The sequence below is a fragment of the Aquamicrobium soli genome (genome assembly GCF_042646345.1).
In the GTDB taxonomy this organism is placed as follows: domain Bacteria; phylum Pseudomonadota; class Alphaproteobacteria; order Rhizobiales; family Rhizobiaceae; genus Mesorhizobium; species Mesorhizobium soli_A.
The window spans coordinates 98,677-117,373 of the sequence record NZ_JBHRTK010000006.1 but is presented as its reverse complement, the minus strand read 5'-3'; the positions used below and the strand labels follow the sequence as shown (position 1 = coordinate 117,373).

Annotated in this window: 17 protein-coding genes; 14 read left to right on the top strand and 3 right to left on the bottom strand. The window is 66.7% G+C overall.

The genetic code is table 11. The features are described from left to right. Positions 1–2 precede the first annotated feature (2 nt). From ACFOHJ_RS05795 to ACFOHJ_RS05780, 4 genes are read left to right on the top strand one after another with little or no spacing between them, the layout of a single operon-like run. Positions 3–953, top strand: a complete 951-nt coding sequence (locus ACFOHJ_RS05795) for a glycosyltransferase family 2 protein (RefSeq protein ID WP_378219427.1) — start codon at positions 3–5, stop codon at positions 951–953. Next, positions 950–2,053, top strand: a complete 1,104-nt coding sequence (locus tag ACFOHJ_RS05790) for a glycosyltransferase family 4 protein (RefSeq protein WP_378219425.1) — start codon at positions 950–952, stop codon at positions 2,051–2,053. The genes ACFOHJ_RS05795 and ACFOHJ_RS05790 overlap by 4 nt, the downstream gene beginning before the upstream one ends. Positions 2,054–2,079: 26 nt before the next feature. After that, positions 2,080–3,222 carry a glycosyltransferase family 4 protein gene (locus ACFOHJ_RS05785; protein ID WP_378219423.1) on the top strand — a complete coding sequence of 381 codons (1,143 nt, stop codon included), beginning with the start codon at positions 2,080–2,082 and terminating at the stop codon, positions 3,220–3,222. Continuing rightward, complete coding sequence (locus ACFOHJ_RS05780; RefSeq protein WP_378219421.1) at positions 3,219–5,390, top strand: GumC family protein; 2,172 nt, start codon at positions 3,219–3,221, stop codon at positions 5,388–5,390. The genes ACFOHJ_RS05785 and ACFOHJ_RS05780 overlap by 4 nt, the downstream gene beginning before the upstream one ends. A gap of 86 nt (positions 5,391–5,476) precedes the next feature. Here the strand turns inward: ACFOHJ_RS05780 and ACFOHJ_RS05775 are convergent, their stop codons facing one another. Both ACFOHJ_RS05775 and ACFOHJ_RS05770 read right to left on the bottom strand, forming a co-directional pair. Next, a complete protein-coding gene (locus ACFOHJ_RS05775) occupies positions 5,477–6,109 on the bottom strand; it encodes a response regulator transcription factor (protein ID WP_378219420.1) in 633 nt (210 codons plus the stop codon). 242 nt (positions 6,110–6,351) lie between these two features. After that, complete coding sequence (locus tag ACFOHJ_RS05770) at positions 6,352–7,137, bottom strand: Crp/Fnr family transcriptional regulator (protein WP_378219418.1); 786 nt, start codon at positions 7,135–7,137, stop codon at positions 6,352–6,354. Between the two features lie 450 nt (positions 7,138–7,587). On the opposite strand from ACFOHJ_RS05770, the gene ACFOHJ_RS05765 reads away from it, so the two are divergent. Genes ACFOHJ_RS05765 through ACFOHJ_RS05740 form a run of 6 tightly spaced genes read left to right on the top strand, consistent with a single transcriptional unit; the run spans position 7,588 to position 13,432 of the window. After that, on the top strand, positions 7,588–8,121 hold the full coding sequence (locus ACFOHJ_RS05765; RefSeq protein ID WP_378219416.1) for an acyltransferase: 534 nt from the start codon (positions 7,588–7,590) through the stop codon (positions 8,119–8,121). Next, positions 8,109–9,137: a Gfo/Idh/MocA family protein gene (locus ACFOHJ_RS05760; protein WP_378219414.1), complete on the top strand. Its 1,029-nt coding sequence runs from the start codon at positions 8,109–8,111 to the stop codon at positions 9,135–9,137. The genes ACFOHJ_RS05765 and ACFOHJ_RS05760 overlap by 13 nt, the downstream gene beginning before the upstream one ends. Continuing rightward, positions 9,134–10,249, top strand: a complete 1,116-nt coding sequence (locus tag ACFOHJ_RS05755; RefSeq protein ID WP_378219412.1) for a DegT/DnrJ/EryC1/StrS family aminotransferase — start codon at positions 9,134–9,136, stop codon at positions 10,247–10,249. The genes ACFOHJ_RS05760 and ACFOHJ_RS05755 overlap by 4 nt, the downstream gene beginning before the upstream one ends. Positions 10,250–10,259: 10 nt before the next feature. Next, the gene (locus ACFOHJ_RS05750; protein ID WP_378219410.1) at positions 10,260–11,264 is read left to right on the top strand and encodes an SDR family NAD(P)-dependent oxidoreductase; all 1,005 of its coding nucleotides are present in this window, start codon (positions 10,260–10,262) and stop codon (positions 11,262–11,264) included. Beyond that, positions 11,261–12,424: a DegT/DnrJ/EryC1/StrS family aminotransferase gene (locus tag ACFOHJ_RS05745; RefSeq protein WP_378219408.1), complete on the top strand. Its 1,164-nt coding sequence runs from the start codon at positions 11,261–11,263 to the stop codon at positions 12,422–12,424. Before ACFOHJ_RS05750 ends, ACFOHJ_RS05745 begins: the two co-directional genes overlap by 4 nt. A 9-nt stretch (positions 12,425–12,433) precedes the next feature. Further along, complete coding sequence (locus ACFOHJ_RS05740; RefSeq protein WP_378219406.1) at positions 12,434–13,432, top strand: hypothetical protein; 999 nt, start codon at positions 12,434–12,436, stop codon at positions 13,430–13,432. Positions 13,433–13,468: 36 nt separating this feature from the next. Here ACFOHJ_RS05740 and ACFOHJ_RS05735 read toward each other — a convergent pair whose 3' ends face one another. Beyond that, positions 13,469–14,611 carry a TadE/TadG family type IV pilus assembly protein gene (locus ACFOHJ_RS05735; RefSeq protein ID WP_378219404.1) on the bottom strand — a complete coding sequence of 381 codons (1,143 nt, stop codon included), beginning with the start codon at positions 14,609–14,611 and terminating at the stop codon, positions 13,469–13,471. A gap of 189 nt (positions 14,612–14,800) precedes the next feature. Between ACFOHJ_RS05735 and ACFOHJ_RS05730 the strand changes: the two genes are divergently transcribed. Genes ACFOHJ_RS05730 through ACFOHJ_RS05715 form a run of 4 tightly spaced genes read left to right on the top strand, consistent with a single transcriptional unit; the run spans position 14,801 to position 18,629 of the window. Next, complete coding sequence (locus tag ACFOHJ_RS05730) at positions 14,801–15,631, top strand: UDP-2,3-diacylglucosamine diphosphatase (RefSeq protein ID WP_378219402.1); 831 nt, start codon at positions 14,801–14,803, stop codon at positions 15,629–15,631. Next, the gene (locus ACFOHJ_RS05725) at positions 15,628–16,680 is read left to right on the top strand and encodes a glycosyltransferase family 4 protein (RefSeq protein ID WP_378219400.1); all 1,053 of its coding nucleotides are present in this window, start codon (positions 15,628–15,630) and stop codon (positions 16,678–16,680) included. Before ACFOHJ_RS05730 ends, ACFOHJ_RS05725 begins: the two co-directional genes overlap by 4 nt. A gap of 33 nt (positions 16,681–16,713) precedes the next feature. Beyond that, positions 16,714–17,979, top strand: a complete 1,266-nt coding sequence (locus ACFOHJ_RS05720) for a DUF3419 family protein (protein WP_378219398.1) — start codon at positions 16,714–16,716, stop codon at positions 17,977–17,979. Next, positions 17,976–18,629 (top strand): class I SAM-dependent methyltransferase, encoded by a 654-nt coding sequence (locus tag ACFOHJ_RS05715; protein WP_378219396.1) that lies wholly within the window; start codon positions 17,976–17,978, stop codon positions 18,627–18,629. The genes ACFOHJ_RS05720 and ACFOHJ_RS05715 overlap by 4 nt, the downstream gene beginning before the upstream one ends. Positions 18,630–18,697 lie beyond the last annotated feature (68 nt).

The following is an 18,697-nucleotide window of genomic DNA, read 5'->3' as shown; positions in this document are numbered from 1 at the left end:
CGATGGAGCGCCCCGCCGCCAGCGTCGTCGTGAACAACTACAATTACGCGCGGTTCGTGCCCCGTGCCGTCGCCAGCGCCCTGTCGCAGGCCGGCGTCGACGCCGAGGTGATCGTGGTGGACGACGGCTCGAGCGACCGGTCCCGCGAGGTCCTGGACGATTTCAGGGGCCGGGCGAAAATCGTCTTGCAGGAAAATCGGGGCCAGGCTGCCGCGATCAACACCGGCGTCAGGGCCAGCCGGGGCGAGATCATCTGCTTCCTCGATGCGGATGACTGGTGGATGCCGGGAAAGCTGGCGGCCGTCGTTGCGGCATTCCGCGCCGATGCCGGCGCGTCGCTGGTCTATCACCGGTTGCAGCCGGTGCTGGTCGGCGGCGAGCCGACGCTGAAGCCGGTGCCGCGCACGCTGTGCACCGGCGACCTTTCCCGGCTGCTGGCGCGATCGGCGGGCTGGTGGCCCTTTCCCATGACCTCGGCCATCGCCGTTCGCCGCAGCGCCTGGCAGGCGGTCGGCGACATCCCCGAGCATTTCCGTATCTCCGCCGATGCCTGGCTGGCCGGCATCTATCCGTTCTTCGGGCGCGTGGCGGCGTTGCCGGGCAGCCTCGGCTACTACCGCATCCACGCCAACAACTGGTACCGGCCGGTCGACGACGCGGCGATGCTGGAAAAGCGCATGGCGCACTGGCGTGAAACCGTGGAGGCGACGAACCGGTTTCTCGCCGGACACGGCATGCCGGCAAGGGTGCGGCTGGCCGATCACTATCCGTATCATGTCGCCGCCGCGCGGCTGGCAGGCGTTAGCCTGCACCGGCGGCTCGAACTCGCCTTAGAGGGGCTGTGCTTCGCGGGCGAGCCGAACCTTTTGCGGCGCAGCCGCGACGCGCTGCGCACGGCCTGGAACCTGCCTGCCGCCCACCGTCGCCCCGGCCTGTCGGAGGCGCTCGAATGAAGGCGCTGCTGCTCACCGCGGATATCGAAGACTACACCGTTTCCTATGCGAACGGGCTGGCGCATCATCTGCCGGTGGTGCTCGGCGTTCCGTATCGGCGCTATGCGTCGTTTGCCCGCTGGTTCGATCCGGCCGTCGACCTGCGGCTGCTCGACTGGCCGCGCCACAGCGCGCTGTCCAATCCGCGCTTCTTGTTCAACCTCACGCGGCTGATCCGGCGCGAGCGCCCGAGCGTCATCCACCTTCTCAGCAACAACACGCTGTGGCTCAACTTCGCCGCGCCGTTCTGGCGGCCGATCCCGATAATCACCACCATCCACGATCTTTCGCTGCATCCGGGCGATGTCGAGACCAGCCTGTTGCCGCGCTGGTCGAAGGACCTGATCGTGCGGCAATCCGACCATGTCGTGGTGCATGGCGAGGGGCTGCGCCGCATCGCGCTCGATCGCTATGCGAAGCCGCCGGATCGCGTGCATGTGCTGTCGCATCCGGCCATCGTGCGCTACTGCGAACTGGCGCGCCGTGAAAACCTGGCGCGCCGCCCGGAGGACGGCACGCTGCGCGTGCTGATGTTCGGCCGGATCTTCGCCTACAAGGGGCTGGAGCAACTGATCCGCGCCGAAGCGGCGCTGAAGGATGCGCTGCCCGAAATGCGGCTGACGATCGCGGGGCGCGGCGACGATCCCTGGGCGTTCCGCGAGTTGATGGGCCGGCCGGAACGCTACGATATCCGCCGTGGCTATATCGAGGACAAGGAGGTCGCCCAGCTTTTCCTCGATGCCGACATGGTGGTGCTTCCCTATGTCGAGGCGTCGCAGAGCGGTGTCCTCAACCTCGCGGCCGCCTTCGGTAAACCGGTGATCGTGACCGATGTCGGCGAACTGCGCGCCAGCGTGGAGCCCAACGGGATCGGCCTCGTGGTTCCGCCAGGCGATCCCGAACAGTTGGCTCGCGCCATCCGGATGCTGGCGGAAAGCGCCACGCTCAGGGACGAGCTCGGAGCCAATGCGCTCTCCTGGGCAAACGGCCCCAATGCCCCCGAGACCATCGGCGCCGCCGCCGCCACCCTCTACCGAACGGTGGTTCGCTCATGCGCGTGAGTCCGTATAGCGAACCCCCCGTTGCGATGCGTGCGGTCACTGCCGAGGCCCGACCCGGCGCGCCGGGCAGTCGGGTGGTGCGGGTGCGCCATTATGTGGCCGGTGGGTGCGAGAACGGCGGCGGTATCGGCCGCCTGGTCGGCTACATCGTCGCGACGGCCGACGAAAGCCGGGTGGCACACCGGGTCACCGATACGCGCGGCCCGCGCTGGTTTGCGCCCATATCGCTGGTGCGGCTGGCCTGGGCCATCCTGTCGATGGCGCTGGACCGGCTGTTCGTGCCTGGCCGCATCCATCATATCCACGTTGCCGGGCGCGGCAGCACGGCGCGCAAGCTGGTGCTGGCGGGGGCGGCGCGCACGCTGGGCTGCGTTCATGTCCTGCATCTGCACGACTATGCCTATGCCGACGACTTCGCCGCCCGTTCGCCCCGCCAGAGGCGGCTCGTGCGCGCCATGTTCCGGGGGGCGGACCGGGTGATCGTCCTCGGCAATGGCGACCGCATGATGCTGGAAACCCTGCTCGGGGTCGATGGCCGCCGCATCGAAATCTTCCATAATTGCGTGCCGGACCCCGGCCCGAGGACGCTGCGCATCGCGCCGGCACCGCTGATCCTGTTTCTCGGCCGGCTGAGCGAACGCAAGGGCGTGCCCGAACTGTTGTCGGCACTCGCCAGCCCGGCGATGGCCGGTTTGCGGTGGCGGGGGGTCATCGCCGGCGACGGGCCGGTCGCGGCCTACCGGGAGCAGGCGGCGGCGCTCGGCCTGTCCGGCAGGGTAGAGATGCCGGGCTGGCTGGATAGCGGGCAGACGCGCACCCTGTGCCAGAACGCCGACATCCTGGTCCTGCCGTCGCATGCCGAAGGCATGGCGATGGCGGTGATCGAGGGGCTGGCGCATGGGCTGAGCGTGGTCACCACCCGCGTCGGCGCGCATGAAGAGGCCGTCATCGATGGCGAGAACGGGCTTTTCGTGCCGGTGGGCGACGAGGCCGCGCTGGCCGGCACGCTGGCGCGGCTGGTGTCCGATCCGGACCTGCGCAACGGCCTCTCGGCACGGGCGCGCGAGGCATACCTGTCCCGGTTCAGCATGGCCGCCTACCAGCTTCGGCTGGAGGCATTTTACGAGGCGATCCTGAGCCAGGATCAAGCAAGGGTTCATGCCCGATGACCGTTCTGATGCCGACCCCCCGCAAGGTGCCGCGCGTGCTGATGCGGCGCGAGCCGCCGAGCCCGTTCGAATCCGGGCCGGGCGAGTTCGACCTTTTGTCGGCCTTGCGGCTGGTGCGGCGCCGGCTGCTGACGATCGTGCTGGTCAGCGCCCTGATCGTCCTGGCGGCGGTGCCGATGATCCTGCGGCAGAAGTCCGTCTACCACGCGGAATCGCGGCTGATGGTGCATGCCCCGCTGGTCTCGGTGCTGGATACGAATACGGGGACGGCGGCGGCTGCGCTCAACACCACGTCCGAGATGGAGCGCCTGCTTTCCCGGCGGATCGCCGAGCGGGTGATCCGGGAACTGCATCTCGAGGAAAGGGCCGAGTTCAACCCGGCCTTGCGCCCTGGCTCGTGGCTCGATACCGCGCGTGGGGCGTTGCGAGGCCTGATCGACAGCGGCAAGCCGGCCACGGCCGCGCCGGCGGGCATTGAGCTCATCATTCCCGAATATTACCGTGCCCTCGATATAGGGCGCGATACGGGGTCGGACGTCATCCGCATAGGCTTCAATTCGATGGATCCCGAACTGGCGGCCGCCGTGCCCAACCGGCTGCTCGACATCTATCTTGACGAGCGCCGGGCCGGAACGCGCAACGATCTCGACACGGCGATCGGCTGGATTCGCCAGCGCGTGGCGCGACAGCAGGAGCGGGTGGACGCGGCGCGCGCGGCCGCCACCCGCACCCGCGAGGCGGCGGGCGTGGTTTCCAACGACGCGCAGGCCGAGGATATCAGGTCGGTGGCGGATCTGAGCTCGCGTCTCGCCGACATCGCGCGGCAGCGTACCGATACGGCCACGGCGATTTCGGCCCTGGGAAGCGGGAGCGACGAGGCCATTGCCCGGATCGACGTGCCCGACAGCATCGGCGGGCTGCAACGCAAGCTGGAGAGCAGGAACAAGGACCTCGACAGCCTGCTGCGGACCTATGGCGAGCGGTCGGACCAGGTGGTCGCCCTGCGCGCCGAACTGCTCAAGATCAAGGGCGACCTCGATTTCGAGATCAACCGTTACCTCCAGGCCCAGCGCGCCCGGCTGGCGGCCTTCGACCGGCAGGAGCACGAGGCGGGGCAGGCGCTGGCGGATGCGCGAGCCCGGCTTTCCCGCTCGGCCATGGCGCAGACCGAACTGGCGCGGCTTTCGCGCATCGCCGATACGGAACAGACGGCGCTGGACAAGCTGCAGGAGCAGGAACGCGACCTTGTGGCGCAGGCGGCCGTGCCGGCCGTCGAGGTGGAAGTCCTTTCCGCGGCCACCCTGCCGCTGCGCCCGGAGGGCCGCGGACGGCTGTTCTACCTGCTCGCCACGATGCTGGCGTCGCTATCGCTCGGCGTCACCGCGGCCTTCGTCCTCGAGATGATGGACAAGTCGGTACGCAGCCACGAGCAGCTTGACGGCATTGCCAACACGATGCCGGCGGGGCTGCTGCCGGTGCTGAGCGAACGGGCGGGCAAGAACCTGCCCCTCGTCTTCGGCGAAAGCGAGGGCGGGCTGTTCTCGGAATCCGTCCGCGCCATGGTGATGGCGCTGAAACAGGCCAACGCGGGCCAGTTACCGGGCAGCGTGCTGGTTACCTCGGCGCATGCCGGAGAGGGCAAGACGCTGGTCGCGCGCTCGCTGGCGATCGAACTGGCCGCTACCGGAAGGAGCGTGCTTCTGGTCGACGGCGACCTGCGCAGCGGCGACCTGGGCTCGCTGATGAAATCCGGTATCAGGACCGGCCTGAACGAATTCCTGACCGGCGAGGCGGGTCTCGGCGATATCATCCATCACCACAGCAACAGCGGCATCGATTTCATCGCGCGCGGCGCGCCGAGCCAGCGCAAGCGGCCCGACCTCGCCGGCCTGGGAGAGATCGCGGCAATGGCCAAGGCGAGCGGCCGGCTGCTCATCGTCGACAGCGCGCCGATCCTGGGTTCGACCGATACCGCCTATCTGGCAAGCATGACGGAGGCGGCGCTGCTGGTCGTGCAGTGGGGCAGGACGCACCGTCGCAGCGTCGAACTGGCGGCGCAGCGTCTGGAAGGCCTCGGCGGGTCGGAGACGCTGGTCGTGGTCAACAAGGTCGATCCGCGCCGGCACGCCTTGTACGGGTTCAGGGATTCCGAGATATTCTTGAGGTAGGGGAAGCGCGCTGGGTTACGCCGAAACCGGCCTTCGCATGGGCAAAGGCCGGTTTTGCTATCTGGCTTGTGATCGCCGCGTGGCGATCAGGGATGTGCAAGCGTCTCGGGAATGAGAAGATCGTTTATCTTGTAGGCGACCTCGGTTCGATTGGTTGCCCTGAGCTTTCTCATGATGTTGCGGATATGGACCTTGACGGTGCTCTCGCGCATGTTGAGCTCATAGGCGATGATCTTGTTGGCCTTGCCGCGCCGCAGCGCCATCACCACGTCGGCCTGGCGCGGCGTGAACATGCCGGCGAAATGCTGCTCGGTATCGCCGCCGTCGATCATCTTGCTCATGGCCATGACCGGATTTGCCGGGATGAAGATGCCGCCGGCGATCGCCAGCTTGATGGCCTCGATGCAGACGGCGAGACCGACGGAGGACGGAATATAGCCGCGGGCGCCGCATTCGAGGGCGCGCAGGATATGCTTCAGCTCCTCGCCGTCGCCAAGAATGACCACCGGGATCGGGGCGAAGTCGGAGGCCGCCTGCCGGATGCTGGTGGCGGTTTGCGGGTCGGACAGCTTTAGTCCGCCGATGCTGAGAACGACGACCGAAACAGGGTGGGAAGCGCCGCCGCTGGCCAGCCATTCTTCCCGCGACCCGAAGGCCGTGACGTGGAATTTCTGCTCGTGGGATCGCAGGAAGCCACAGAAGCACTCCCGGTCAAGCACACGCGAGTCGATAACGAGTATATTGGGTTCCCCATCGGTCGCTATGTTATTGTCGACCTCTTCTTCGTTTACTTGCCGCCCCGAGATAGTCATATGGTTCAGATCGGGGCCGAAGCCACCTGGCGAGATTTTATTCATGATACCACCCATTCTGGTTTACACGACTATTCATGCGTATAGGCGTAGACCTATGGTTGTATCATGCCATGATATCTATCGGCGTTTATAACATTTATTAACTGTTACTCATTTTCCTTAAGGAATAATTTACTTTTGCTGTCCGGGCGTGACCCCGCGATCGACGCCGGGAACAAGCCCGCCCTGGTCAGGAAGTCGGCATCGAAATCGGCGTACTCCACGGTCGCGGCGTAGTCGAGGAACTCGACGTGCCCGCGGCGGAACTCATACAATCCGAGCGTGCGGGCGTCGCGCAGCATCCTGTTGGCGTGAATGGGAGTGAGGCCGAGCGTGTCGGCCAGGTCCTGCTGGGTCAGCGGGCACTGGTAGCCCTTGTGGCTTCCCACCCCGTTCAGGGCGAGGCGCACCCCCAACTCCAGCAGGAAGTGGGCGATGCGCATGCCGGCGTCGCGCTTGGCGAGGTCGATCAGCCGTTCCACGAGCGTGCAGCGCCTTCGCCGGCTTGCATGGGTCAGGAAGGTGGCAACCGCCTTCTCGCATTCCGCCAGCGTGCGCAGCCGGGTCGAGGGGCCTTCCCACAGCGTCACGTCCGTCAGGGCGGAAAATTCTTCCTGGTGGCCGACCGCGGTTACCGAGCAGTCCAGGATGTCGCCGGCGATCGGAAACTCGATGAGCTGGCGTTCGCCGTCACGCAGGTTCCGGCTGACGGAACCCCAGCCGTCCCGGATGAAAAAGGCACGAGTTTCGTCATCGCCCTGCGCGACGATCGTTTCACCTGCCCGGTAACGCCTTAGCCCAAACCTGCCCTCGGAAATGAGCACCCGGACGCATTCTTCCTGTTCACGTCGAAGTGCCGACGCTACTGGAAAGGGGAGGAAGTCTGTAGACATCAATGCCGCCCCACTTTGAATGTACGTATCTGCCCCCGTATCGCAGATAATCAAGGTAGCCCCCCACGAATTTTCCCAAGCCTCATAGAGCAATTGCCAAATGCGCTTTTTTTATGCGGTAGGGTAATTGCTGGCCTACCTAATATGATATCAGGCCGGGATACCGCTTTTGGCGTAGCCCTGTCCGACAGGGGCGCTGGCGGTTGCGGTCGGACATACCCTTCGGCCGCTGAAAGGCGATACGCACGCAACGGCCCGAAACGTCGCCTTGCGCCTACCGCCGGCAGGCCGGTTCAAGCCGGCATCCAGCCATAAGGCGTAAGCGCGCTTCCAATCGGAGGACGCCCGTTTTGGGCTCGTTTCATCCCCCAGCAAAGCCGGTACTGGAAACGGTGCGCGGGCCAGAACTGCGCATTGACGGTTCATGGCAGCCCGGGGAGGCATTGCAGCATGCCGATCACTTCAAGCGTCATCGCTGGCGATGTCGTCATTCTCTATCCCGACCTGGTCAACATCTATGGTTGCACCATCGCCGCCGGCACGCGCGTCGGGCCCTTCGTCGAAATCCAGAAGAACAGCCGCATCGGCGCGCGCTGCAAGATTTCCTCGCACTCCTTCGTCTGCGAAGGCGTGACCATCGAAGACGAGGTCATGGTGGCGCATGGGGTGATGTTCACCAACGGGCTTTACCCGCGCGCCACCAATGAGGACGGCTCGCTGCAGCGCGACGGCGACTGGGAATGCACGCCCACGCTGGTGCGGCGGGGAGCGGCGCTCGGCTCCAACTCGACCATCGTGTGCGGCGTCACCATCGGCGAAAACGCGCTGGTCGGCGCCGGCGCGGTGGTGACGAAGGACGTGCCCGACTTTGCCATCGTGGCCGGCGTTCCGGCGCGCGTCATCGGCGATGTCCGCGGCAAGTCCTTCGGCTCCAGCCCCAATGTCCCGCTCGCAAATGGAGAAAGCCAGTCATGCCAGGCATAGGCGTCATCGGCTACGGCTACTGGGGTCCCAATCTTGCCCGGGCCCTGGTCGAGGTCGACGCGGTCGCGCTGCGCGCGATCGCCGATTTTTCCACCGCCGCGCTGGAGCGGGCAGGGCGGCGCCATCCTTCGGCGCGTCTGTTGACCGACTGGCGCGACGTCATCGGCGACCCGGGGGTCGATGCCGTCGTCATCGCCACCCCGGTCAGCACGCATTTCGACATCGCGCTGGCGGCGCTGAAGGCCGGAAAGCACGTACTGGTCGAAAAGCCGATGACCGACAGCACCTTCAAGGCTTCGCTGCTGGTCGAGGAGGCGGCCCGCCGCTCGCTCATACTGATGGTCGACCACACCTTCATCTACACCGGCGCGGTGCAGACCATTCATGACCTGATCGAGGCCGGCCGGATCGGCGAGGTCTACTACTACGATTCGATCCGGGTGAATCTCGGCCTGTTCCAGCGCGACGTGAACGTCATCTGGGACCTGGCGGCGCACGATGTCGCCATTCTCGATTTCCTGATCAAGGCCAAGCCGGTGGCGATCACCGCCAGCGCGGCGGCCTTCCTGCCCGACCGGCCGGAGAACATGGCGCATCTGTCGGTCTATTTCGACAACGGCGCGCTGGCGCATCTCAACGTCAACTGGATGGCGCCGGTCAAGGTGCGGCAGACGCTGATCGGCGGCAGCCAGCGCATGATCATTTATGACGACATGCAGAACAGTGAGAAGGTGAAGATCTACGACCGTGGCGTCGACCTTGCCGGAAGCGCCGACAGCCTGCGCGAAAAGCTGATCTCCTACCGCATGGGCGAGATGTCGGCGCCTGCGATCTCGCCCAAGGAAGCGCTGATCACCGAGATCGAGCAGTTCCTGCGCAGTGTCGAGACGGCCGAGCGCGCGCCTTCCGACGGCGAGAGCGGGTTGCGGGTGGTGGAGATGCTGGCCGCCGCCTCACGCTCGACGGCCCTGCGCGGCCAGCCCATCGAACTCGGCTCCCTGAGAAACGCATCATGATCCCCTTTCTCGACCTGCGTGCCCAATACCGCATCATCGGCCCGCAACTGGAACACGCGGTGCTCGACGCCATGCGCGAATGCAATTTCGTGCTCGGCGACAAGGTGGCCGACTTCGAGGCGAGCTTCGCGCGCTATTGCGGCACCGGCCATGCGGTTGCCCTGAATTCCGGCACGTCGGCGCTGCACCTGGCGCTGCTTGCGGCCGGCATCGGGCCGGGCGACGAGGTGATCACTGTGCCGACGACCTTTGTCGCCACCGTGGCGGCCATTCTCTATACGGGCGCCACGCCGGTCTTCGTGGATGTCGATCCCGCGACTTGGACGATGGACCCGACGCGTATTGCCGAGAAGGTGACCGGCCGCACGAAAGCCGTCGTGCCGGTACACCTGCACGGGCGGCTGGCCGACATGACCTTCATCTGCGCGGCCGCCCGGCGCTTTGACCTCGTGGTGATCGAGGATGCCGCGCAGGCGCATGGCGCCGAGCGCGACGGCGTGCGGGCCGGCGCCTTCGGCGATATCGGCTGCTTCAGCTTCTATCCCGGCAAGAACCTCGGCGCCTGCGGCGAGGGCGGGGCCGTCACCACCGACCGGGCCGATCTCGCCGCCGCCGTGCGCTCCCTGCGCGACTGGGGGCAGGAGGGCAAGTACAACCACGTGCGGCACGGCTTCAATTTCCGCATGGATGCGGTGCAGGGCGCGGTGCTCGGCATCAAGCTCGGCTATCTCGATGGCTGGAACGCCCAGCGCCGGCGCATCGCCAACCTCTACAACGACGGATTGTTCGGGGACCTCGGGTTGCCCACCGGGCCGTTCGGGCTCGACCATGCCTGCCACGTCTATGCCGTGCAGGTGGAGGAGCGCGACCGCGTGCGCGGCCTGCTCGCCGATGCCGACGTGGCGACGAATATCCATTATCCGGTGCCGGTGCACCTGCAGCCGGCTTATTCCGGGCTCGGCTACCACGCCGGCGATTTCCCGGTCAGCGAGGCGCTGGCGCGGCACACGCTCTCGCTGCCCCTGTATCCGGAACTGGCGGACGCCAGCGTGGCCAAGGTCATCGCCGCGCTGAACGAGGCGACCGCGCAGCCGCTGGCCAGGACGGCCTGATTCCCGACGCATGGAGGTTTGCTTGACCGTTCTTCGTGGAAAACGCGTTCTGGTGACCGGCGGCGCCGGTTTCATCGGCTCGCACATCGTCGACCAGCTCGTCGCGGCCGGATGCGGCGAAATCGTCGTCATCGACAACATGGTGCGCGGCAGGGTCGCCAACCTGGCGTCGGCGCTGCCGTCGGGGCGGGTCGAACTGGTCACCGGCGACATCCGCGACCGCGCGCTGATGCGCTCGCTGGTGGCGGGCTGCGATACGGTCTTCCACCAGGCGGCCCTGCGCATCACCCACTGCGCGGCCGAGCCGGACGAGGCCATGGCAGTGATGGTCGACGCCACCTACGACCTGCTCAGGCAGTGCGTGGAGGAGAAGGTCCGCAAGGTCGTGATGGCGTCCTCGGCGTCGATCTACGGCATGGCCCAAAGCTTTCCGACCGGCGAGGATCACCACCCCTACGGCAACCGCACGCTCTACGGCGCGGCGAAGTCGTTCGGCGAGGGATTGCTGCGCTCCTTCAACGACATGTACGGGCTCGATTACGTGGCGCTGCGCTATTTCAACGTCTACGGGCCGCGCATGGACATCCACGGCCGCTATACCGAGGTGATGGTGCGTTGGATGGAGCGCATCGAGGCCGGCGAGCCGCCGCTGATCTTCGGTGACGGCTTGCAGACCATGGACCTGATCCACGTCACCGATGTGGCGCGGGCGAACATGCTGGCGGCGACCTCGTCCGCCGGCGACGCGGTCTTCAATGTCGGCTCCGGCACCGAGACCTCGCTGCTCGATTTGGCCGATACCTTTGCCCGCGCCATGGGCCGGCCCGCCCTGAAGCCGGTGCATCAGGACGCGCGGGCGATCAACCCGGTGCCGCGCCGGCTGGCGTCGGTCGAGGCGGCAAGGGACAGGCTCGGATTCGAGGCAAAGGTGGCGCCCGACGAGGGCATCGCCGATCTCGTCGGCTGGTGGCGCGGCGAGATGCGGGCGAATGCCGTGCGGGAGATGGCGTCATGATCCCGATCGCCAGGCCGTTCCTCGGGCAGGAGGAGGCGGGTGCGGCCGCCAGCGTCGTCCTGTCGGGCTGGCTGACGCAAGGCCCGCAGGTCGCCGCCTTCGAAAAGGAGTTCGCGGCGCGCGTCGGCGCCGACCATGCCTGCGCGGTCGCCAACTGTACGGTAGCGCTTCACCTGGCATTGCTGGCGCTGGGCGTCGGCGAGGGCGACGAGGTGGTGACCGTCAGCCACACCTTCATCGCTTCGGCCAACGCGATCCGCCAGTGCGGGGCAACCCCTGTATTCGTCGACATCGAGGCCGACGGCTTCAACATCGACCCCGCGCTGATCGGTGCCGCGATCACGCCGCGCACCAGGGCGATCCTGTGCGTGCACCAGATGGGCATGCCGTGCGACATGCCGGCCATCCTGCGGGTCGCGCGCGCCCACGGCATTCCCCTCATCGAGGACGCGGCCTGCGCGATCGGCTCCAAAATGCGCGTGGACGGGCGGTGGAAGCCGATCGGCACCCCGCAAGGCGACATCGCCTGCTTCTCGTTCCATCCGCGCAAGGTGCTGACCGTCGGCGACGGCGGCATGCTGACGACGAACAACCCTGAGTGGGATGCGCTGTTCCGCCTGTGGCGCCAGCATGGCATGTCGGTTTCCGACGCGGTGCGCCACGGCAGCCGCGAGGTGATCTTCGAGACCTATCCGGTGCCCGGCTTCAACTACCGCATGACCGATATCCAGGCTGCGGTCGGGCGGGAACAGCTGAAGCGGCTGGACGACATCGTTTCCCACCGCCGTGCACTGGCGGACGTCTATGCCTCGTGCATCGCCGGCATCGACGGGCTGGGCGCGCCAGTCGAGCCCGAATGGGCGCTGTCGAACTGGCAGAGCTATTGCGTCCGGCTGGGGCCGGGCATCGACCAGCGCGCCGTCATGCAGACCATGCTCGACCACGGCATCGCCACGCGGCGCGGCATCATGTGTATCCACATGGAGCCGGCCTATGCCGGGCTGCCGCTGGCGTTCGCCTTGCCGCGCTCGGAAGCGGCCCGCGATCGCTCGATCATCCTGCCGCTCTATGCGCAGATGGCGCATGAGGACCAGATGCGGGTGGTGGAAGTGCTCGCGGCCGCCGTCGCGCCGCCGCGCCGCGCGCGCAACGTGGCCTAGGATATGGCGATGCTGGAACTGGTTCGGCCCGCCGGCGACGTTCCGCAGACGATGCTGGAGAGCATCGAGCGGCGCATCCGCATCCTGGACCTGGACCTTGCCGGGCTCACCGTGGTGACGGAGGCAGCGACCGGCGCCTATGCCTCGACGGCGGTGATCGCCGCCCTTGCCGGGGCGCGGGTCCATGCCTGCGCCCGCCACACCCGCAACCATGGCAGCGCCGAGGAGGCGATCGCGGCCACCCGCCAACTGGCGCAAATGGCCGGGGTCGAGCGCCGCATCACCTTTGCCGACACCGTTTCCGCTTCATGCCTGCGGCGCTGCGATATCCTGACCAATTCCGGCCGCCTCCGACCGATCACCGGCGACATGGTGGACCGTTTGCCGCCGCAGGCCGTCATCGCGCTCATGTTCGAGGCGTGGGAGTTCCGCGGCAGCGATCTCGACCTGGCCGCCTGCCGCGAGCGCGGCGTTCGCGTCGCCGCCGTCAACGAGCGCCACGCCGATGTCGCGGTGTTTCCGTTCCTCGGCCCGCTGCTGGTATGCCTGTTGCGCGATGCCGGAATGATCGCGGCCGGCAAGCGGATCGCAGTGCTGTGCGACAATCCTTTCGCCGACTTCCTCGTCGGCGGGCTCAGCGAGGCGGGCGCCGCCGCGAGCCTCTTCCATCGGGTTGCCGACCTGCCGGGGGCGCCCTGGGACGTCGTCGTCCTTTCGCTTCAGCCGCGCGACGAACCGCTCGGCATCGCTGCCCTGAAGATAATCGCCGCCAAGGCGCCCGGGGCGCTGCTGGCGCAGTTCTGGGGCGACGTGGACCGGCCTGTGGCGCGCGCGCTCGGATGCCGAATCTGCCCGCAAGCCGAACCGGGACGCGGCCATATGGGCATCCTCCTCAACCGGCTCGGCCACGAGCCGATCGTGCGCCTGCAGGCGGGCAGCCTGAAAGCGGCCGAAATCGTGCGGCGCGGCGGCGCGCTGGAACCGGACGGCATCGCCTCGCTGCTTTGAGGCTCGACGCGGGTACGGGGCAGGCGTTGCGCGCGGTTACTGGACGAGGCTGGTCGTCGTCGGGCGCTTGGTGAAATCGCACTTGCCGGTGACGTTGTAGAAAAAGTCGGCGTTGGAAGAAGCGGCCGGAACGTCGTTGCCGCCGTCCTCCCAGGCCTGGTTGCTGGTTTCTCCGCAAGGCACCGCCGTGAAGATGTCGACGACCTTGCCCTTGATGACTTCGACCAGCTTTTCCGGATCCTTCGGGTCGCCGATATAGAGCCGGTTGGAGGTTCCGGGGTCGTTGGACTTCAAAAGGGTAGGTTGCTTTGGCGTTCTGGTGGCTGCGGCAGGCACATCCATCTGCAGGTAAAGGTCGCTCATGTTGCTGACATCGACCGACGCTCCCGTCGTCGCGGGGCAGGTCACCGAGAAATATACGGTCGGCTTCTGCGGGTCGCTGCCGTCATATCCGGAGCTCGTGTAGATTCCGGCCGCCGGCTTCGGGGCGTCAAAGGAGGCGGTTGTCGTGCATGTCTGCTGGCCGACTTTCGTGGCGGTGCTGCCGTTGTAGGTATAGATGGTGGACGTCCCGTAGCCCTTCGGCTCGTTGACTGAATAATTTTTCTTCTTGTTTCCCGTGCCGACAGAATAAGTGAATTTGAATTCCCTGTATGCGTACTCGATTTTCATGAGCGGGCTGGCGGTCGTGCTTCCGATCGGTGTTCCGTAAAGGGTCATGGTCTTTCCCCAGTACCCGGAAACATGATCGATGTTGAACTCGGCGTTCACCAGTCCCGGCTTCTTCCTGACGGAGGTGGCGACGTCGATCCTCACGTTGTTGATGTTGGCGAGGCTCATGAAATTGGTCGGCATGGCGTAGCTGGCCGATGTGCTGGCGTGCATCGTGTTGTCGGCGTCGAAGCTGACGGATTCCAGCCTGGCCGTGCCGCGGCCGCCATTGGCCGTGTAGACCTTCTGCAAACTGACCTGCCGCTCGGCGTCGGTGGCGCTCCGATCCATCGTGGTGATCGAGATGATCGCCGAGTCGAGTGCGTTCTGCATGCGCGCGCGGTCCGTCGTTGCCGAGGTGTAGTCCACCGCGATCCCCAGTGCCAGCAGCAGCGGCATCACGCTGAGCGCGAACGCCGGCACGAACGAGCCTTCGTCGGAACGGAGGAACTTGCGGCAGATAGGCATAAAGACCCCTGGTCGGAGATAACCGAGTGGGCGCTCTATACCGTCGAGAAACGAAGGCCCCGCTAAGCGGATCGTTAAATTTCTAGCGGCCGGTATCGGCTGCCCGAAGGCGGGGATTGGAACGGAACTTCACCGATCGCGCCCTCACCGTCATCGCCCTGTCACGCAGGCGTGATCAACAGCCTTGGCATGACAGGCACGCTTCATCCAGATTCGAACGGCGGGGAACGCCGCTACCGCACGCTCTTTCTTTCGGACGTGCATCTCGGCACCAAGGGCTGCCAGGCCGAGGCGCTGCTGGAATTCCTCAGGCATCATGACGCCGACACCATCTACCTGATCGGCGACATCGTCGACGGCTGGCGGCTGCGTTCGGGCTGGTACTGGCCGCAGAGCCACAACGACGTGGTGCAGAAGCTGCTGCGCAAGGCGCGCAAGGGCAGCCGCGTCGTCTACGTGCCTGGCAACCACGACGAGTTCCTGCGCGAGTTCTACGGCACGCATTTCGGCGGGATCGAGGTCTGCGAGACGGCGCTGCATGTCGCCGCCGACGACAAGCGCTATCTCATCATCCATGGCGATGTGTTCGACGTGGTAGTGCGCCATGCGCGCTGGCTGGCCTTCTTCGGCGACTGGGCCTATGTGACGGCGCTGGCGCTGTCGACGCGCATCAACGCTGTTCGCCGCTTCTTCGGGCTTACCTACTGGTCGCTGTCGGCCTGGGCCAAGCACAAGGTCAAGAACGCCGTCAGCTTCATCGGCCGTTTCGAGGAGACGCTGGCTGCGGAAGCGCGGCGCCGCGGCGTCGACGGCGTGGTCTGCGGCCATATCCACAGCGCCGCGCAGCGCGACATAGACGGGCTCGCCTATCTCAACACCGGCGACTGGGTCGAAAGCTGCACGGCGATCGTCGAGCATGACGACGGCCATATGGAACTCGTCCACTGGGCCGACCGAAGCGAGAAGCTCAACACCGGGCCAGTTCCGCTGCCGCTGCCATGGCGCAGGAGGGCGGCATGACGGCGGGCGCCCGCGTGCTCATCGTCACCGATGCCTGGCATCCGCAGGTCAACGGCGTGGTGCGCACCTTGTCCAAGCTTGCCGAAATGCTGGCCGGCCTCGGCATCGAGGTGACATTCATCACGCCGGACGGGTTCCACTCCTTCCCCATGCCGTTCTACCCGGATATCCGCCTGGCGCTGGCGACGCCGCGGCAGGTTGCCCGGCAGATCGCCGAGGCTGCGCCCGATTTCATCCATATCGCGACGGAAGGGCCGCTCGGCCAACTGGCGCGCCGGGCCTGCCTGGCGCAGGGCCTTGCCTTCACCACCAGCTACCACACCAAGTTCCCGGAATATCTCAGCGCGCGCCTGCCGTTCCCGGAGCGCTGGACCTATCGCAAGCTGCGCGAGTTCCACAATTCCGGACAGGGCGTCATGGTGGCGACCGCCTCGCTCGGCGACGATCTCGCGCGCCGGGGTTTCCGCAACATCCGGCCGTGGACGCGCGGCGTCGATGCCGAGCTGTTCAACCCCGGGCGGCGTCGCGAACTCGACCTGCCGCGCCCGATTTTCCTCAGCGTCGGCCGGGTGGCGGTGGAAAAGAACCTGCCGGCCTTCCTCGACCTCGACCTGCCGGGAAGCAAGGTGGTGGTCGGCGACGGCCCGGAACTGCCGGCCCTCAGGAACCGCTATCCGGGCGCGTATTTCCTGGGCGCGCTGCCCACCGGGGAACTGGCGCAGATCTATGCCTCGGTCGACGTGTTCGTGTTCCCGAGCCTCACCGACACGTTCGGCAACGTCGTGCTGGAGGCGCTGGCCAGCGGTTGCCCGGTCGCGGCCTTCCCCGTCACCGGCCCCAAGGACATCGTCGGCAGCGGCGGCGTGCTGGCGGCGGACCTGCACACTGCGGCGCTGGCGGCGCTCGAGGTGCCGCGCGAGGCGGCGCGCGCCACTGCGCTGGCCTTCAGCTGGGCTGCCTGCACGCAGCAGTTCCTCGACAATCTCCGGCCGGCCGGAACCGTCGGCTGCCCTGCCGGGGTAAGCACCGTGGCGGCGGCCATGCCCTGACGCGGCTCAAATCAGGTCTTTTCCATCAGGAGCATGCCGATGTCGGCACTGGAAGCGGAAGTCGAAGTCCCATCATCCCGCAAGCTCGCACGCCGGCGCCTGCTCGGTGCGGTGCGCCGCCACCGGACCTTGTCGGCGGCGGGCCTTTCCGAGCGGCTGTTCGCCCGCCTGTTCACCGGTCTGGTCTACCCGCAGATATGGGAAGACCCGGAAGTGGACATGGCCGCGCTCGAAATCCGGCCGGGCGACCGCATCGTCACCATCGCTTCGGGCGGCTGCAACGCGCTGTCCTACCTCCTTGCCGACCCGGCCGTGGTCGAGGCCGTCGATCTCAACCGGGCGCATGTCGCCTTCAACCGGCTGAAGCTTGCGGCGCTCGCCCACCTGCCGGACCATGAGCGCTTCTACCGCTTCTTCGGCCATGCGGGCCTGCGCGACAATGTCGATGCCTATGAGCGCTTCCTGAAGCCGCATCTCGACCGCGACACGCGCGCCTATTGGGAAAAGCGCGAGCTGTCGGGGCGCCGCCGCATCTCGATCTTCTCGCGCAACCTCTACCGCCATGGCCTGCTGGGCAACTTCATCGGCATGGGCCATCGCGTCGCGCGCCTTTACGGCATCGATCCGCGCGGCCTGCTCGCCACCGCCACGCCGGAGGACCAGCGCCGCTTCTTCGACAGCGAGATCGCGCCGCTGTTCGAGAAGCGCGCCGTGCGCTGGGCGCTGAAACGCAAGTCCTCGCTGTTCGGCCTCGGCATCCCGCCGCAGCAATATGACGCCCTGGCCGGCCACGGCGACATGGCGTCGGTGCTGAGGCAACGGCTGGAAAAGCTCGCCTGTGGCTTTCCGCTTTGCGACAATTATTTCGCCTGGCAGGCGTTCGGGCGCGGCTACGACCCGGCGGGCAACGGGCCGCTGCCGCCCTATCTGTCGCGCGCCAATTTCGACACGATCCGAGCGCGCGTGGCACGCCTGGCGGTGAGCAACGCTTCCTATGTCGAATTTCTCGCCGCCAAGCCGCCAGCGTCGGTCGACCGCTTCGTCCTGCTCGACGCGCAGGACTGGATGAGCGATGCCCAGTTGAATGAACTCTGGCGCGAGATCACCCGCACGGCCGCACCTGGCGCGCGCGTCATCTTCCGCACGGCGGCTCCCGAAAGCCTGCTGCCGGGCCGGGTCGACCCGGCGGTGCTGGCGAACTGGGCCTACCGCGAGGAACAGTCCAGGGCGCTGCATGACCGAGACCGCTCGTCGATCTATGGCGGGTTCCACCTTTACATGCTGGCGGGCCGGCGATGACCGTCCTCGACCATGGCGGGCTGATGGACCGGGTGTACCGGCACCAGCGACACTTCTACGACGCGACGCGGAAATACTACCTGCTCGGCCGCGACCCGATGATCGCGGGCCTGAAGCCGCCGCCCCGCGCGGCCGTGCTGGAGATCGGCTGCGGCACCGGCCGCAACCTCGTGCAGGCGGCGCGGCAGTACCCGCACTCGCATTTCTTCGGCATCGATATTTCGCAGGAGATGCTGGAGACGGCAGGCAGGGCGGTGGTCAGGGCCGGGCTGCAAGGGCGCGTGCGCCTTGCCTTCGCCGATGCCGAGCGCTTCGACCCGCAGCGGGTCTTCGGGCGGTCCGATTTCGACCGCATCTTCATCTCCTATGCGGTGTCGATGATTCCCTCCTGGCAGGCGGTGATGGCGCAGGCCTTCACCCATCTGGCGCCGGGGGGTGAACTGCACGTCGTCGATTTCGGCGCCCAGCGCGGCTTGCCGGCGTGGTTCCGCCACGGCCTGCGCACCTGGCTTCGCTGGTACCATGTGACGCCGCGGGCCGACCTTCCTGCGGTTGCCGGCCGCATCGCTTCGGCGGGCGGCGGCACCTGCGCCCACAGCCGCCTTTATCGCGATTTCGCCGCGCTGGTCGTGGTCGCCCGGGCGGCCTGACCGTTTACGTGCCTTTAAACCGCCGCAACTACTGTCCAACCGGGGATAAAACGGGGGACTGAAGTCGC